The sequence below is a fragment of the Streptomyces sp. NPDC043876 genome (assembly GCF_056435825.1).
Genome location: NZ_JBWKDV010000011.1, coordinates 121,112 through 137,798 on the forward strand (window position 1 = coordinate 121,112; position 16,687 = coordinate 137,798).

Sequence of the window (16,687 nt, forward strand, 5' to 3'; positions counted from 1 at the left end):
TGCGCTTCACCGGTCCCGCTCCCGCTCCCCCGGCGTGCGCGTCACCGGCCGGGCAGCACGCAGACGCTGTCGAGGCCGAGGACGTGGTTGAGCCGGCCGAAGGCCAGCCAGGAGCCGATGCTCATGCTCAGCTCCACGATCTCGACCTGCGTGTACGACGCCTTCATCCGGTCCCAGAACTCCTCGTCGAGACCGTGGTGATCGAGGGTGTAGCGCTCGGCGTACTCGGCGGCGAGCCGGGTGCGCTCGTCGAACGCGTCCGTCGTGCGCCAGTCGGTGACGGCGTCGGCGAACGCGTCGTCGACCTTCTCGCCGTCCCGGTCGGTGCGCCAGTCGAGGCAGAAGACGCACCCGTTGATCTGCGCGACGCGCAGCCGCGCGGCCTCGAACTCCCGCAGGCCCAGGGTGGTGTGGGCGTAGACCGAGAGCGAGAAGTTGGCGGCGGCCATCCCGATGCCGGGGACCATGTCGCCCCAGACGTACTCGATCGGGTGCTGGCCTTCCGGGATGTCGATGTGCAGGGCGTTCATGGCTGCTTCCTTCCGAGTCGGCCGACTGCCGGGCGCAGCGGCACGTCGAGCGCGTCGTAGAGGCCCGGGTCGGCGGCCGCGAGCCAGTCGATGGCCCCCACCAGCCGCCCCACGGCGGTGGCGTTGCCGCCCGCCGAGCGGTTCTCGCCCTCGTCGGTGCACTCGATGGTGACCTCGATGCGGGGGCGGCCCTCGATGACGACGCGGTGCGCTCCGGCGCCGTCGGGCGGGGTGGGCCAGTCCGGGGCGCAGGAGGGGTGGATCCGGGTGACGTGCTCGATGACGATGCGGGGTTCGCCCTCGACGATCCCCTGCACTTCGAAGCGGATGGCGCCCTGGGTGCCGGCCTCGAACTCGCCCATGGTGGCGGTCCGTACGGTCGTCTCCAGCGCGCGCCGCTGCGAGGTCTCGCGGATCTCGTCGAGCTCGACGCCGAGGGCCCGGGCCATCATCCGTATCTGGCCACCCCACACCATGGTGGGGACCGACGGCACGAGCATCATCGGTTCGACGTCCATCGGCATCCCCATGCCGACGAGGTTGCGGACGGAGTCCGGCTGGTCGTAGGTGGAGTAGTCGAAGATCTCCTGGCAGCGGATCGCGTCCACGGTGGTGCCGAGTCCGCTGATCAGCAGGGGCAGTACGTCGTTGCCCCAGCCGGGGTCGACGCCCGAGGCGAAGAACGAGCCGCCGCCCCCGGCGACCGCCGCGAGCACGGGGTCGCGGAACTCGGGCGGCGCGCTGCGGTGGTCGTAGAGCGGGTAGAGGGCCGGGCTGACGACGACCGCCCCGGAGCGGACCGCCCGGACGATGTCGTCGAGGGCGCCGTCGGGGCGGACGTCTCCGGAGGCCGCGTACACGACGGCGCGGTGCCCGGCGGCCAGGACGGCTGCGGTGTCGTCCGTCGCGGGGACGCCGAGGGCGCGGTCGAGACCCGCCAGTTCACCGGCGTCGCGGCCGACCTTGGCGGGATCATGGACGAGCACAGCGGCGAGTTTCAGAGCCGGGTGGGCCTCGACGGCACGGATGGCCGCGCGGCCGACGTTGCCGGTACCCCAGACAACCGTGGAAATCATGCGCGGAGGGTAGCGAGCGGGCCTGCAGGTTCCTAGGGCCGCGACCCGCAAAACCAGAACGAGTTTCAGTCCTGCGCGCTCGTCTCCCCGTCCGCCGTGCCGCCTGCCGTCCCGCCCGCTGTCCCGTCCTCCCTGCCGCCCGCGCCCTCGGCCGTGCTGCCGGGGCGCGGGCGGCGGACGGCGCGGTACCCGGCCGCGGCCGCCGTGACGGCGAGCACCGCGCCGAGCACGATCAGCAGGTTGCGGCCGTACGGGAGCGGCAGCGCCGAGGGGTTGGGCGGCGCGCCGGGGCGCAGCAGCAGCGGCAGCGTGATCAGGACGAGCGCTCCCCCGGTGAGCAGCGCGCCGCGTACGAGCCCCCGCGTCCCCGGGGACCACGGGCCCGGCCGCCTCCCGGGCGCGAGGCGTACCGCGCCCGCGCCCGCGCCTGCGACGGCCAGGACCAGCCCCACCAGGAAGACCAGCGGGGCGATGATCCCGTCGTGCAGCACGAGCCCGCCGCCGAGCCAGATCACCACGTCCAGCGGGTCGGGCAGCGCCAGGACCTGCCGGACCCCGACGGCGATCAGCACCAGCCCGAGCGCCCCGAGCAGGTACCGGGGGATGCTCCGGGACCTCATCACAGCACCTCCAGCAGGGCGACCCACTTGGTCTGGAGCACCCCGGGCCGGTTCGGCGCGATGATCCGGGCCGGGAACCCGTGGTCGGGCGAGAGCGGCTGCCCGTTCAGGGTCAGGGCGAGCAGGGTGAGCGGGTCCCGGGCGTACTCACGCCCCATCTCCATCACCCGGTACGCCCCGCCCGCCTCCAGCGAGGTGACCCGGACGGCCGCGCCGGGCGGGGCTCCGGCCCGCTCCAGCAGGTCCCGTACCCGCACGCCGCCCCAGTGCGCGTCCACGCTCCAGCCCTCGACGCAGGCGATCGGCAGCCTCGCCGACGTCTGCGGGAGCGCGAGGAGTTGGGCACGGGTGAGGCGGTACGGGACGGGTCCGCGCACCTCCAGCCGCCAGTCCCCCAGCGTCCGCGCGTCCACCCCGGCGGCCGCCGCCGTACGGTTCACGGGCAGGCCCTGCGGCCCGTACCCGGGGTGGCGCGGAGCCAGCAGGTCCAGGGCGGCGAGGGGGGTGAAGGACTGGCCCGCGGTGGTCAGCGTGACCGCGCCGACCGCCGCGCCGAGACCGAGCATCAGGGACCGCCGGTCGGGGCCGTCCTGGGCGGGGAGTTCGAGGGTCCCGGTCGAGGTGCGGCTCCAATGGGCCCTGATCTCGGGCGCTTTGACGGCGACGTGCAGCAGGACGGAGCCGATCGCCACCCACGCGACGGCGAAGTGCACCGGCACGAAGGAGAAGGGCCAGGGGTACCACTCGGCGATGTTGAGCAGCCCGCTGAACAGTTCGAAGACGGCGGCCGCGACCAGCAGCGCCACCGAGAGCCGCTCCAGCCCGTGCCGCACCGAGCGCACCGGCGGCCAGACGAACAGCCGCGGATACACCGCCCACAGTTTGACCAGGAGCAGCACGAGCGCGGCGATCCCGGCGCCGACGTGCAGCCCCTGGCTGAGCGCGTACCCCCACACCGGACGGACCGGCAGCCGGTCCGCCGCCCAGGACGGCGGGTGCTGGAGGTAGTGGCTGACCAGCCCTGTCACGAAGCACACCGCGAAGGCCGCGCCGAGCCAGCGGCCGACGGCGGTGGCGGTACGGGCGTCGTGCAGTCGGCCGGAGAAGGCGGGCGGTCGCGGGCGCGGCAGGCGGTCCCGGCGCCGGGTCGGTGCGGTCATACCGTCCATCACAGCCCCACGGGCCGCCGGACGGGGGTTTCGACACCTTACGAAACGCGGACGCCGGGCCCGGCCGCCCCCGCCGGGTCCGCTCCCGCTGCCAGGCTGACCCCATGACCGGCCCCCGCCCCGCCACCGCCCGCGCGCTCGTTCTCCCCGCCCTGGCCCCCGTCCTCCTCTGCACGCTCGTGGCGGCGCTCCTCGCCACGGTCCGCAAGGACGGCTTCTTCACCGACCAGGCGGGCCTGACCTGGTGGTACGCCGTCTCCTGGACCCTCTTCGCGCTGGCCGTGGCGGCCCTGCGCGCGGTGCCCGCCCGGTACGCCGCGCCGCTGGTCCTGGCGGGCGCCGTCGCCGTGGCCGCCACCGGCCTGGCCGCCCCGCCGCGTACGAGCACCGACTCCTTCCGGTACGCCTGGGACGGGCGCGTGCAGGCCGCCGGAATCTCCCCGTACGACCACGCCCCGGCCGATCCCGCGCTCGCGCGGCTGCGGGACGACTGGCTGTTCCCGCGCGGCGCCGCCGCCTGCGCCGGACCGGACCGGGCCGCGGTCTCCCCCGGGGTGTGCACACGGATCAACCGGCCCCGGGTCCACACGATCTACCCGCCCGTCGCCGAGGGCTACTTCCTCCTGGTGCACGCCCTGTCCCCGCCCGGCGTACGGCACAAGGCGCTCCAGACCGGCGGCGCCCTGCTGGCCGTGTCCGTGACGGCCTTCCTGCTGCTCGTCCTGCGCCGCCGAGGCGCGGACCCGCGCCGCGCCGCCTACTGGGCGTGGTGCCCCGCGGTACCCGTCGAGGCGGTGAACAACGCGCACGCCGACGTCCTCGCGGTGCTCCTGTCGGTGGCCGCCCTCGGGCTGGTCACCCGCCGCCGGGCCCTCGGCGGAGCCCTGTTCGGCCTGGCCGTCGCGGCGAAGATGCTGCCCGCCGTCCTGCTGCCGGGCGCGCTGTCCGGCGTACGCCGGTGGCGCGACGCGGCGGCCCTGCTGCTCCCGGCCGCCGGGGTGGTGGCCCTCACCTACCTCCCCTACGTCCTGGCCTCCCGCTCCTCCGTCTTCGGGTACCTGGGCGGCTACGCCGAGGAGGAGGGCTACGACGACCCCGCCGCCAAGGGCCGCTACGCCCTGCTGCGCCTGGTCCTGCCGGACTCCTGGTCCCTGCCGGCCGTGGTCCTCGTCCTCCTCGCGGTGACCGCCCACGTCTGGCGCCGCGGCGACCCGGCCCGCCCCTGGCACGGCTCGCTCCTGGTCACGGGCACGGCGTTCCTCCTCCTGACCCCGGGCTACTCCTGGTACGCCCTGCTCCTGATCGCCCTGGTGGCCCTGGACGGCCGCTGGGAATGGCTCCCCACCGCCCTGGCGGGCGCCGCGTCCTACGTGGCCGCCGCCCCCACCGCCCTGGGCCCGGCCACCCCCACCACCGCCTACGCCCTGGCCGCCACCGCGGCCCTGACGGGCGCAGCGGTGCGGTACCGGGCGGGCGGTCAGAGCCAGCCGTTGCGGCGGAAGCCGCGGTGGATGGCGAAGCAGGAGGCGGCCATGAGCAGGAGGACGGCGGGATAGCCGTAGGTCCAGTGGAGTTCCGGCATGTGGTCGAAGTTCATGCCGTAGATGCCGCAGACCATGGTGGGGACGGCGACGATCGCCGCCCAGGCCGTGATCTTGCGCATGTCCTCGTTCTGGGCGACGGTCACCTGCGCCAGGTGGGCCTGGAGGATGGAGTCGAGGAGGGCCTCGTAGCTGGCGATCTGGTCGGTGGTGCGGGTGAGGTTGTCGGCGACGTCGCGGAAGTACGGGCGGACCTCGGCGGGGACGGCCGGCATCGGCTCGGTGCCGAGTCGGTGCAGGGGGCGGTCCAGCGGGGCCACCGCCCTGCGCAGTTCGAGGAGTTCGCGCTTGAGCTGGTAGATGCGGCCCGCGTCGCCGCGGCCGCTGAATTCGCTGAAGACCGTGGTCTCGACGGAGTCGATGTCGTTCTGGACGGCGTCCGTGACGCAGAGGTAGTCCTCGACCAGGTGGTCCACCATGGCGTGCAGGACCACCGCGGGGCCCTTGGCGAGCTGCTCGGGGTCGTGTTCCAGGGCCTCGCGCAGCGGGCCGAGGGAGCCGTGGCCGCCGTGCCGGACCGTGATCACGAAGTCGGGGCCGACGAAGGCCATCAGCTCGCCCGTGTCGACCACCTCGCTGGTCTCGGTCAGCTGCTCGTGCTCGACGTAGCGGACCGTTTTGAGGACGGTGAAGAGCGTGTCGTCGTAGCGCTGCACCTTGGGCCGCTGGTGGGCGTGGACGGCGTCCTCCACGGCCAGCGGGTGCAGTGCGAAGAGCGCCGCGAGGCCCGCTATCTCCTGCTGGTCCGGCTCGTGCAGGCCGATCCAGACGAAGCCCTCGCCGCTCTTGCGGACGCGGCGCAGCGCCTCCTCGGCGTCGGCGCAGTCCTCCTGCCGCACCCCGTCGCGGTAGACCACGCAGTTGACCACGGCGCTACCCAGGGGGGACCTGGCCGGGTGGCTGAGGTCCACGGCGCGCCGGTAGCCGCGGCGGACGGCCTTGCGCAGGCCGCTGATGCGCAGACCGTTGATGCGCAGGCCTCCCATGCGCAGGCCTCCGGTGCGCAGGCTGCTGAACATCGTCACGGTGGTACCCCTCTTCGGCGGATCGCCCGCCAGTGTGCCACCGGCGCGCGGGGGGCGGCAGCCCCGCCCCGGGGCTCCGGGCCGGGGGCTCCGGCCGGCGCGTGCGCGGGGCCGCGTACCGTTGCGGCGCGTACGAGGACCGCGCCGCGCCCGACGGCGCGGAGGGACGAACCCGAGGAGACGGTTGTGGCGACTGCACTGGACGTGGGGACCGTGGTGGGCGACTTCACGCTGCCCGGCGGCGAACTGGTCGGCGATGTCTTCGAGCGCCGGGACTTCACGCTGAGCGCGCAGCGCGGCCGGCCGCTGGTCCTCGCGTTCTACCCGGGCGACAACACGGCGGTGTGCACGAAGCAGCTGTGCTCGTACTCCAGCGGCTTCGAGGAGTTCACCGAACTCGGCGCCACCGTATGGGGGATCAGCCCGCAGGACGTCGACAGCCACGAGGACTTCGCCCGGCGGCACGGCCTGCGGATGCCGCTGCTCGCGGACACCGGACGCGAGGTCGCGCGCGCCTTCGGGGTGAGCGCCCCGGGGATCGGCCTGCGCCGGTCGGTCTTCCTCGTCGCGCCGGACGGCACCCTGCACTGGAAGCACGTCGCCCTGCTGGGCGCGACGTTCCAGAGCGTCTCGACGCTCGCCCGGCAGCTGGCCGCGTTCGCGTAGCGGGCCTGGGGCGGAGGCGGGGCCGGGAGCCTGGCCGGGGGCGGGGCGAGGGGCTCTCCCGGTGCCTCGGGGGCGGTGTCGCGGCCGGTGGTGCCGTGCAACTCCCGTGTGGAGCCGTCCGATCCGGCGGATGAGGGCCGCGGCCGGGCGGTAGCGTGCTCCTGCGTGATGGTCACCGACCGTGGGGGATGGATCCGCCGTGCCCGCTGTGCCCGCTGTACCCGCCGTGCCCGCTGATCCGCCCGGTCCCGCGCGGCCCGGCCCACCCGCCGCGGCCGCCGTGATGGGTCCGCTGCTGCCCGGTGACCCGCCGGTGATCGCCTCGTACCGCCTCGTGGGGCGGCTCGGCGCGGGCGGCATGGGGATCGTCTACGCGGCCGTCGACGCCGACGGGCGCAGGGTCGCGCTCAAGACGGTGCATCCGCACCTCGCCGCCGATCCGCAGTTCAGGGCCCGCTTCCACCGCGAGGTGGGGGTGCTGCGGCGGGTCACGGGGCCGTGCCTGGTCCCGTTCCTCGACGCGGACCCGGACGCCGCCGCGCCCTGGCTGGTCACGACGTACGTACCGGGCCCCACGCTGCACCAGTACGTCGCCGCGCACGGCCCCCTGACCGGCGCCCGGCTGCACCTCCTGGCGGCCGGTACGGCGGCCGCGCTGGCCGCCGTCCACGCGGCGGGGGTGGTCCACCGGGACCTCAAGCCGGCCAATGTGATCCTGTCCCCGGCGGGCCCCCGGGTGCTGGACTTCGGCATCGCGCACGTCGCGGACGGCACCGCGGTGACCCGTACCGGCGTCATGACCGGCACGCCCGGCTGGATCAGCCCCGAGCAGTACCGCGACGGCGCGGCGGACAGCCGTGGTGACGTCTTCGCCTGGGGCGCGCTCGTCGCCTCGGCCGCCACCGGCAGGCCCGTCTTCGGGACGGGGGCGCCGGACGCGGTGGCGTACCGCGTGCTGCGCGAGGAGCCGGACCTGGAGGGCGTGCCCGGGGAACTGCACGGCGTCCTGAGCGCCTGCCTCGCCAAGGAACCCGGTGAGCGGCCGCTGTCCGGGGCCCTCGCGGTCGTCACCGCCCGGCTGCTGGGCGGGGCGGACACGGAGGTGCTGCCGGCGGGGCCGCCCGCCGCCACGACCGCCGCCGCCGGGGACGGCGTACCCGTCGACGACGCCCTGGTCGCCGCGCGGTGGGACATGCCCTCCGTCGAGGACCCCGCCTGGGGCACCGCCCCGCTTCCCACCCACGCGGACGCGAGCGCTCCCGGGCCCACCCGGCGCGGGCTGTGGCTGCGGCGCGGCCTGTTCGTCGCGGCGGCCGCCGCCCTGGACGGGGTGGTCGGGCTGGGCCTGAGCGTGCTCCCGCCGGGAGGGGACGGCCGGGACACCGGGCAGGCGGCCGCGTCGTCAGGGTCCCCCGACGCCCGGCGCGGTACGGCGCCCCGCGCCGCCCAGGCGCCTTCCGCGCCGCCCCGCAGCCCGGGCGCTCCCCTGTCCACGACCACCGCACCGACCCGAACCGCCACCACCGGGCCCGCGACGGACCCGGCGCTCACCCGGACCACCGTCCACACGATCGCGCCCTGGTCCGTGTCCGGCGGCGAACCGGCCGAGGGCATCACCCTCACGGGCAGTACCACCGGCTCCTGCTGGACGGTCTCCAGTAAGACCCAGCGCTCCGACGCCTGGCGCTGCAAGAGCGACCACACCATCGTCGACCCCTGCTTCGCCCCGGGCGAGGGCCCCTCGGACGTCGTCCTGTGCCTGGACGGCACCGCGCGGCGCATGCTCCGCATGACGCTGACGGAACCCCTCCCGGCCGACGCCTTCCGCGCCTCCGGCAACCCGGACCCGAACAGCCTGATCCTCGAACTGGCCAACGGCGAAACCTGCGGCTTCGCCTCCGGCGCCACCTCGGTCCTGGCCGGCCGCCGCCTCAACTACTTCTGCGACGGCGGCGGCACCGTCTACGGCGACCCGGACCGCTCCCGCCCCCTCTGGACCGCCGACTACCGCAAGGCCGAAAGCCCCACGACGGAAGCCGTCCCGGTCAGGGCCGCGTACCAATAGCGCGCGGGAGGCCGCCGACACGGTCCCGCCCCGCCGACGCAGGTACACGGGCACACGGGCACACGGGCACACGGGCACACAGGTAGGTAAAGATTCAACCATGTCGACTTTGCCCTCAGGAGGCCTCGGCCAGTTAGGCTAGCCTTCCCTTCCATGCAGCTCCTCCACCTGGCCGCCTCGGCCGGCTACACCACGCCTCCCCTCTGGCGCGTCCTCACCAAGGCCGGCTACTTCATCGGCCTCACCGGGGCGATCGGCACCACCGTCACCTACGCGACCTCCGTACGCCCCGCGCTCCGCGCGTCGACGGGCCGCGGCGGCGACACCGAGGTCCTCGGGCGAAGAACGGCGGGGTACCTCGCCTGGGCCGGAGTCGTCCTGCTCATCGCGGGCTACTTCCAGCTCGCCGGGCGCGTCGCCCGCGCGGGGAAGGGCATGCCGTTCGGCGACGCCCTCTCCCCCGCCCGCATCGCGGACTTCCTCACCGCCCCCGCCGCCAAGGGCGCCTGGGTGGCCCAGGGCACGCTCTACGTCGTCCAGAACGCCGTGCTCGTCCTCGCCTCCGCCACCCTGATCGCCCTGTTCCTCCCGCGCGCACGCCGCCACCTGAACGCCCTCGCCCTGACCGCGCTGCCCCTGAGCCTCGCGGTGACGCTCATCGCGGCGATACCGGCGACCGCACCCAAGGACGCGCAGAAGGTGCTGGACCTCGTCTTCGACCAGGTCCACATCACCAGCGGTGTGGTCTGGATCGGCGGCCTGGCCTTCCTCGCCGCCCTCACCACCTCCCGCGGCCGGCTCGGCGACGGCGCGGGCCTGCTGTGGGCGGACATCTGGCGCCGCTACTCCCTCGTCGCCCTCGTCTGCGTGGGCGCCGTCCTCACCTCGGGCCTCTGGCTGACCTGGAAGCACGTCGGCGCCGTCAGCCAGCTGTGGACGACGACCTACGGGCTCTTCGTCCTGATCAAGATCCTGCTGGTGATGGCCATGATGGCGGCGGGCGGCGTCAACCAGTTCTGGCTGATGCCCCGCATCGCCCGGGCCCGCGCGCAGGACGACACGTCCTCGCTCCTCCACCTGACCCTGCGGCACTTCCCGAAGGTCGTCTGGGGCGAAGTCGCCCTCGGCATCGCCGTGCTGGCCGTGGTCCCCTTCCTCAGCGGCTCCGCCCGCTCCGAGGCCGGCAGCCCGCCCGCCGTCTCCGACGGCAGCGTCTTCGCGGTGGGCACGGTCCTCGTCCTCACCCTGGCGGCCTCCTTCTACATCACCGTGCGCACGTCCGACGCCCTGGCCCGCCGCACGCCCACGGGCCCTACGGCGGCAACTCCCGCGTCCACCTGACCCCAAAACCAAGGTGAGCCTCGGCTAAGTCATCACCACCGACACCTGACGGACCGTCACAAGCCGGGCGCCTGCCCCGGGCCGCCGAACCGCTCCACAACTACCGTTCCTGTGTGCGCACTTGACAGCCCGCGCAGGGCGGCCCACGATACCGGCCACACCCCCCGGGCCTGCGCATCGCGCCACCTGACCGCTTCCCATGGGAGCGCTCCCAGGAGCCTTCGCAGGTCCGCGGCGTGCGTGGTCCCGCCGGAGAGCCGCCGGCGCACGGGACCGTCCCCCACGACACAGGAGCCGCTCATGCCGGGAGCAACCACGCCGTTGCGCCGCCCCGTACGCCTGCCCGCCGCCCTGCTGGCGGGCGCCCTCCTCCTCGGCGGGGCCCTGAGCGCCCCGGCGGCGGCCGACACGTCCACGAGCACGCGAGCCGTGGCCGCTTCCCCGCGCACATCCGTCGCGGCGGCAGGCACGGCCGTACGCGTCAACCAGGTCGGGTACCTGCCGACCGGACCCAAGCGCGCCACCGTCGCCACCCCGGCGACGCAGGCGCTCACCTGGCAACTGCGCAGCGCCGCCGGGGCGGTGGTCGCCTCCGGAGCGACCGCCCCGCGCGGTGCGGACGCGCCCTCCGGGCAGTCGGTCCAGGTGGCGGACTTCTCCTCGTACCAGGGCACGGGTTCGGGGTACGTCCTGACGGTCGACGGCGCCGACAGCGTGCCGTTCGACATCCGCGCGGACCTCTACGACGCGCTGCGCGCCGACTCGATGGCCTTCTTCTACCACCAGCGCAGCGGCGTCTCCATCGACGCCTCCCTGGTGGGACCCGCGTACGCGCGCCCGGCCGGGCACCTCGGCGTCGCGCCCAACAAGGGAGACGTCTCCGTCCCCTGCCAGGCCGGCGTGTGCGACTACACCCGGGACGTCAGGGGCGGCTGGTACGACGCGGGCGACCACGGCAAGTACGTGGTGAACGGCGGCATTTCGACCTGGCTGGTCGTCAACTCCTTCGAGCGCGCCAAGCGCGCGGGCAAGGACGCGGCGCTCGGTGACGGGACCCTGCGCGTCCCGGAGCGCGGCAACGCGACGCCGGACGCCCTGGACGAGGCGCGGTGGGAGCTCGACTTCCTGATGCGCATGCAGGTGCCCGAGGGCAAGCCGTACGCGGGTATGGCCTTCCACAAGGTCCACGACGCGGCCTGGACCGGCATGCCGCTGCGCCCCGACCAGGACGTCCAGCCCCGCGAACTGCACCGCCCGTCCACGGCGGCGACCCTCAACCTCGCGGCGGCGGCCGCGCAGTGCGCCCGGGTCTTCCGGCCGTACGACGCGGCGTACGCCGACCGCTGCCTCGCCGCGGCCCGCCGCGCCTGGGCGGGGGCGCAGGCCAACCCGGCCCTGATCGCGCCGGATTCGGACGGTACGGGCGGCGGGGCCTACGGGGACGCGCAGGTCACCGACGAGTTCTACTGGGCGGCCGCCGAGCTGTACGCGACGACCGGTGAGAGCGCCTACCGGGACGCCGTCACCTCCTCGGCCTGGCACACCTCGGCCACCGCCTTCACCCCCTACGGCTTCGGCTGGGCGGACACCGCCGCACTCGGCCGGCTCACCCTGGCCACCGTGCCCAACGGCCTGCCCGCCGCCGACGTGGCCCGGGTCCGTGCCTCGGTGACCACGGCGGCGGACGGCTACCTGTCCAGGATGGCCGCCCAGGGCTACGCGGTGCCCGTCCCCGCGGACGGGTACTTCTGGGGGTCCAACGGCGAAGTCGCCGATGACGCGGTCGTCATGGCCGTGGCCGGGGAGCTGACGGGTGACGGCCGCTACCGCACCGGCGCGCTGGAGGCCATGGACTACCTGCTCGGCCGCAACGCCCTCGGCCAGTCCTACGTCAGCGGCTACGGCGAGTTGTCCTCGCAGAACCAGCACCACCGCTTCTGGGCGCACCAGTTGGACTCCTCGCTGCCTCACCCGCCGGCCGGATCGCTCGCGGGCGGCCCCGACAGCGCGCTCCAGGACCCGGTGGCGCAGGCCAAGTTGACGGGCTGCGCGCCGGCCGCCTGCTACATCGACGACATCGGCTCGTACTCCACCAACGAGGTCGCGGTCAACTGGAACGCCCCGCTGGCCTGGCTCGCCGCCTACGCCGCCGAGCGGGCCTCCACCGGTGAACCGCCCGCCGCCGCCTGCGCGGTGACGTACCGGGTGGACAACGTCTGGAGCACCGGCTTCACGGCGACCGTCACCGTCCGCAACACCGGTCCGACGGCCGTGGACGGATGGCAACTGACCTGGGCCTACGCGGGCGGCCAGCGCGTCACGAGCGCCTGGAACGCGGCCGTCACCCAGAACGGCACCGCCGTCGGCGCCCGCAACACCGACTGGAACCGGGCGATCGCCCCCGGCGCGAGCGCGAGCTTCGGAGTGCAGGGGACGTACAGCGGGACCAACTCCTCCCCCACGGCCTTCGCGCTCAACGGAGGCGCCTGCGCCTGACCCACGGCCGGCCGGGCCCGGGCGGATCCCCCGCCCGGACCCGGCCGCGGCCGCTTCCCCCTCGGCGACACCCCGACAACGCCCCGACAGCACCCGGCACCACCCCAGCGACCAGGAGACACCCATGCGCAGACTCCTCGCCTGCCTGGCGGCGGCGGCAGCCGCTCTGGCCGGGCTCACCGCGACGGCGCCACCCGCGGCGGCCGCGCCGACCGCGGCCACCGCCGACTCGGGCAGCTTCCGCGTGCTGACCTACAACGTGGCCGGGCTCCCCGAGAGCATCTCCAGCGCCCCCACCCCGCGCGAACCGAGCACGACGGAGATCGGCCGGCGCATCGCCCCGTACGACGTCGTGCACGTGCAGGAGGACTTCAACTACCACGCCCTGCTGTACGCCGCCGACACCGCCCACCCCCACCGCACCCCGACCAGCGGCGGGGCGGGCATCGGCAGCGGGCTCAACACCCTGTCGACGCTGCCGTCCGACGAGGACGACTTCGAGCGGGTCCGCTGGAACTCCTGCCAGTACGACTCCGGCGACTGCCTGACCCCCAAGGGCTTCACCTTTGACCGCCGGCGCCTCGCCGAGGGCGTGTACGTCGACTTCTACGGCCTCCACACCAACGCGGGCACCAACCCGGGCGACCTGACCTCGCGCGCCGACAACCTGAAGCAGCTCACCGCCTACATCGCGGCCCACTCGGCGGGCAACGCGGTCGTCGTCATGGGCGACACCAACACCCGCTACACCCGAAGCGGCGACACGATCGCCGCGTTCGCCGCCGCGGGCGGCCTCACCGACGCGTGGACCGAGCTGGTCCGCGGCGGCATGCCACCCGCCCAGGGCAGCGACCCCCTGCTGTGCGACCAGTCCCAGCCGACCGTCCCCGACACCTGCGAGCTCGTGGACAAGGTCCTCTACCGCGGCAGCAGGCTCCTCTCCCTGCACGCCACCGCCTACCACAACGAGCACGCCGCGTTCCTGAACGCCGGCGGGCTCATGCTCTCCGACCACGATCCCGTCGCGGTGGGCTTCTCCTGGTCCCGCAACCCGGCCTACCGGCTGAGCGACCCGTTCGGCGGCCCGCACGGCGCCCCCTTCACCGACATCGACCGCGTCCCGGCGGGCGCCCGCGCCACCACCCTCACCCTGCGCTCCGGCGCCCGGATCGACAGCATGGGCATCACCCTGGACGACGGCACGGCCCTCACCCACGGCGGCACCGGCGGCGCCGCGTCCACGCTCACGCTGGGCACGGGCGAGTACCTGACCACCGCGCACCTGTGCCGTGCCCAGCGGGACGGGCACACCCGGATCTTCCACGCCGCGTTCACCACGAACCTCGGCCGCACCCTGGCCGGCGGCACCCCGACCCCCGACTGCGTCACCCACACCGCGCCCGCCGGCTGGCAGATCACCGGCTTCCACGGCCGCTCCGGCGACGGGATCGACAAGGCCGGCGTGATCGAGACCCACCGCTGACCCGCCCGAGGGGAGGCACTGCGAGGTGTGCCAGGTGGCAGGCGTCCGCAGCGGGGGGGGGCGGATGCACGGTCACGGCGGTCACCGTCGACGGCGGCGCGGCCCTTGCCGACCAGAGCAGCCTGCGCACCGTAGCGGCCGAAACGTTCACCGGCTGGAGCCCGCCCCGGGCCGCCGATCTGGCCGCCCTCGAAGCGGGTGGGCTTGAGGCTGTACTGCATGCGCGTGAGGACGCCCGCGGCAGTCAGCCCCGCCAGCCGTCGGACAAGCGTGCTTCTCGCTCATCCGCAACCAGTCGCGGAGTTCGTCGAACCGGCGGGCTCCGACATCGTGCTCACCCCGGGACACGCCGAGCCCTACACCGATGGCCAGCGCCTCGACGTCACCGGCCGGCGCGGGGTGGGAATCATGCGCGGCACCCTCAACGACGACCCCGCCCAGGCACTGGCCAGCCTGACCGCCCTGACCGGAATCACCGCCACGACACTGCTCCCCGGCCACGGCGAACCCTATGGGCACGGCATACCCACGGCCCTCGCGGCGGCCCGCCGCCACGGCATCGGCTGGAGACCACCGGCCCCGGGCGCCCACGGCCACACCCACTGACGACCACCCGGACCCCGGACATGGAAAAGGCCGCCCTCCCATGGATGAGAGAACGGCCTCCGACCTGCGTTTCCGCACAGTCGGGACGACAGGATTTGAACCTGCGACCCCTTGACCCCCAGTCAAGTGCGCTACCAAGCTGCGCCACGTCCCGCTACGCGCTGACCTGCGGCGTTTCGCCGCGATCGCTCGTGCACGAGAACGATACCGCACTTCGGGTGGTGGTCGCGCGCACCTTTTGGGGGCCCGGCGTGGCCGGATCGTGCCGGGGGTGCGGCACGGCGGGTTGACCTCAAGCGCGGTTGAGGTCGCACGATCGGTGTATGACACAAACGACTGCGGACACGGCGTTCCGCTTCCAGGATCTGGACCGGCTCATGGGGCTCATGACCGGGGACGAGAAGCACGGGCCCGCCGCCACGTCGACGCTGGACGTGCTGTGGGTGCTCTACGACCGGGTGCTCCGCGTCGACCCGGCGCGCGCCGCGGACCCGGGGCGGGACCGGTTCCTGCTGTCCAAGGGGCACGGGCCGATGGCGTACTACGCCGTGCTCGCCGCCAAGGGGTTCTTCCCCGTCGGCCTGCTCCCCGGTTTCGGCGGGTACGCGTCCCCCCTCGGCCACCACCCGGACCGCACCCTCCTGCCGGGCGTGGAGATCAGCAGCGGCTCCCTCGGGCACGGGCTGCCCCTCGCCGTCGGTAGCGCGCTCGGGCTGCGGGCCCAGGGGCTGCACGAGCCGGCGGTCTGGGTGCTGATCGGCGACGCCGAGCTGGACGAGGGCAGCAACCACGAGGCCCTCGCCTACGCCGGGCCGGCCGCCCTGGAGCGGCTGCACACCGTGGTGATCGACAACGACTCCGCCACCCACGGCTGGCCGGGCGGCATCGCGTCCCGGTTCGAGGCGGCCGGGTGGTCGGCCGTCACCGTCGACGGTCGCGACCACGAGGCGCTGTACGCCGCCTTCACCGCACCCCACCCCGGGCGGCCGCACGCCGTGGTCGCCCGCGTCGAGACGAAGGGCTGAAAGATCCATGGACATCGTGGCCAACGCCTCCATGCGGGAGCGCTTCGTCTCCTTCACCACCCGGCGGCTCGACGAGGACCCGCGCCTCGCGCTGGCCCTCGCCGAGATCACCATGAGCGGGTTCGCCCCCGCCCGGGAGCGGCACCCGGACCGGGTGATCAACGTCGGGATCCGGGAGCAGCTGCTCGTGGGCGTCGGCGGCGGGCTGGCGCTGACCGGGCTGCGGCCGGTGCTGCACACCTTCGCGAGCTTCCTCGTCGAGCGGCCGTTCGAGCAGGTCAAGCTGGACCTCGGGCACCAGGGCACGGGCGCGGTGCTGGTCAGCGCGAGCGCCTCGTACGACTGGCCCGCGGGCGGGTTCACCCACATGGCGCCGGGCGACGTGGCGCTGCTCGACACCCTGGACGGCTGGACCGTCCACGTCCCCGGACACCCCGACGAGGCCGAGGCGCTGCTGCGCCACGCCTACGACGCCGGGGACGACACGGTGTACGTCCGGCTCTCGGAACAGTCCAACGCCTCCCCGCGGCCGGTCGACGGCGCCCGCTTCCTGACCGTGCGCGAGGGGCGCGCCGGCGTGGTGATCGCCGTGGGCCCGCTGCTGGACAACGTCCTGGCGGCCACCGAGGGACTGGACGTGGGCGTGCTGTACGCGACCACCGTGCGGCCCTTCGACGCCGCGGCCCTGTGCGCGGCCGTCGGCTCCGGACCGGCCGACGTGGTCCTGGTCGAGCCCTACCTCGCCGGGACCTCGTCGGGCGCGGCCGCGGGGGCGCTGATCGAGGTACCGCACCGGATCCTGGGGCTGGGTGTGGGCAGGGCGGAGCTGCGGAGGTTCGGCACGGTCGACGAACACACCGCCGCCCACGGCCTGGACCCGCGCGCTCTGCGCGAGCGCATCACCGCCTTCCTCCGGCCGGCCGACCGAGTAGCGCAGCGGACCACCGAGGAGCCGGCCGCATAGCCCCTACCTCCCCTCACCCA

General features: G+C 74.5%; 14 protein-coding genes and 1 tRNA gene. 9 read left to right on the plus strand and 6 right to left on the minus strand.

All coding sequences use genetic code 11. The annotated features are described in order from the left end of the window. Positions 1 to 41: 41 nt before the first annotated feature. From AC0693_RS30045 to AC0693_RS30060, 4 genes are all read right to left on the minus strand, one after another. Positions 42 to 521 carry a carboxymuconolactone decarboxylase family protein gene (locus tag AC0693_RS30045; RefSeq protein WP_356405309.1) on the minus strand — a complete coding sequence of 160 codons (480 nt, stop codon included), beginning with the start codon at positions 519 to 521 and terminating at the stop codon, positions 42 to 44. A 5-nt stretch (positions 522 to 526) separates the two neighbouring features. Next, positions 527 to 1,606, minus strand: a complete 1,080-nt coding sequence (locus tag AC0693_RS30050; RefSeq protein ID WP_469320685.1) for an NAD(P)H-dependent amine dehydrogenase family protein — start codon at positions 1,604 to 1,606, stop codon at positions 527 to 529. Positions 1,607 to 1,671: 65 nt separating this feature from the next. After that, a complete protein-coding gene (locus tag AC0693_RS30055; RefSeq protein ID WP_478803401.1) occupies positions 1,672 to 2,226 on the minus strand; it encodes a hypothetical protein in 555 nt (184 codons plus the stop codon). Next, positions 2,226 to 3,386 carry a molybdopterin-dependent oxidoreductase gene (locus tag AC0693_RS30060; protein ID WP_478803402.1) on the minus strand — a complete coding sequence of 387 codons (1,161 nt, stop codon included), beginning with the start codon at positions 3,384 to 3,386 and terminating at the stop codon, positions 2,226 to 2,228. The genes AC0693_RS30055 and AC0693_RS30060 overlap by 1 nt, the downstream gene beginning before the upstream one ends. Before the next feature lie 113 nt (positions 3,387 to 3,499). Here AC0693_RS30060 and AC0693_RS30065 point away from each other — a divergent pair, with 113 nt between their 5' ends. After that, positions 3,500 to 4,951, plus strand: a complete 1,452-nt coding sequence (locus AC0693_RS30065) for a glycosyltransferase 87 family protein (protein ID WP_478803403.1) — start codon at positions 3,500 to 3,502, stop codon at positions 4,949 to 4,951. Here AC0693_RS30065 and AC0693_RS30070 read toward each other — a convergent pair. After that, entirely contained in the window at positions 4,873 to 5,982 is a 1,110-nt protein-coding gene (locus AC0693_RS30070) for a magnesium and cobalt transport protein CorA (protein WP_478803507.1), read from the minus strand. The genes AC0693_RS30065 and AC0693_RS30070 overlap by 79 nt on opposite strands. Before the next feature lie 225 nt (positions 5,983 to 6,207). On the opposite strand from AC0693_RS30070, the gene AC0693_RS30075 reads away from it, so the two are divergent. The 6 genes from AC0693_RS30075 (at position 6,208) to AC0693_RS30100 (ending at position 14,678) form a co-directional block, all read left to right on the plus strand. Then, the gene (locus AC0693_RS30075) at positions 6,208 to 6,687 is read left to right on the plus strand and encodes a peroxiredoxin (protein ID WP_356405225.1); all 480 of its coding nucleotides are present in this window, start codon (positions 6,208 to 6,210) and stop codon (positions 6,685 to 6,687) included. A gap of 199 nt (positions 6,688 to 6,886) precedes the next feature. Continuing rightward, positions 6,887 to 8,752: a serine/threonine-protein kinase gene (locus tag AC0693_RS30080; protein WP_478803404.1), complete on the plus strand. Its 1,866-nt coding sequence runs from the start codon at positions 6,887 to 6,889 to the stop codon at positions 8,750 to 8,752. 153 nt (positions 8,753 to 8,905) lie between these two features. Continuing rightward, entirely contained in the window at positions 8,906 to 10,093 is a 1,188-nt protein-coding gene (locus tag AC0693_RS30085; protein WP_478803405.1) for a copper resistance D family protein, read from the plus strand. 300 nt (positions 10,094 to 10,393) lie between these two features. Next, positions 10,394 to 12,589 (plus strand): glycoside hydrolase family 9 protein, encoded by a 2,196-nt coding sequence (locus tag AC0693_RS30090; RefSeq protein ID WP_478803406.1) that lies wholly within the window; start codon positions 10,394 to 10,396, stop codon positions 12,587 to 12,589. A 124-nt stretch (positions 12,590 to 12,713) separates the two neighbouring features. Then, positions 12,714 to 14,072 carry a jacalin-like lectin gene (locus AC0693_RS30095; RefSeq protein WP_478803407.1) on the plus strand — a complete coding sequence of 453 codons (1,359 nt, stop codon included), beginning with the start codon at positions 12,714 to 12,716 and terminating at the stop codon, positions 14,070 to 14,072. 270 nt (positions 14,073 to 14,342) lie between these two features. Continuing rightward, positions 14,343 to 14,678, plus strand: a complete 336-nt coding sequence (locus AC0693_RS30100; protein WP_478803408.1) for a hypothetical protein — start codon at positions 14,343 to 14,345, stop codon at positions 14,676 to 14,678. Between the two features lie 80 nt (positions 14,679 to 14,758). Here AC0693_RS30100 and AC0693_RS30105 read toward each other — a convergent pair. Beyond that, positions 14,759 to 14,832: transfer RNA gene (locus AC0693_RS30105), tRNA-Pro, on the minus strand. A 169-nt stretch (positions 14,833 to 15,001) separates the two neighbouring features. Here AC0693_RS30105 and AC0693_RS30110 point away from each other — a divergent pair. Then, positions 15,002 to 15,703, plus strand: a complete 702-nt coding sequence (locus tag AC0693_RS30110; protein WP_356405214.1) for a transketolase — start codon at positions 15,002 to 15,004, stop codon at positions 15,701 to 15,703. 7 nt (positions 15,704 to 15,710) lie between these two features. Continuing rightward, on the plus strand, positions 15,711 to 16,667 hold the full coding sequence (locus AC0693_RS30115; protein ID WP_478803409.1) for a transketolase family protein: 957 nt from the start codon (positions 15,711 to 15,713) through the stop codon (positions 16,665 to 16,667). Positions 16,668 to 16,687 lie beyond the last annotated feature (20 nt).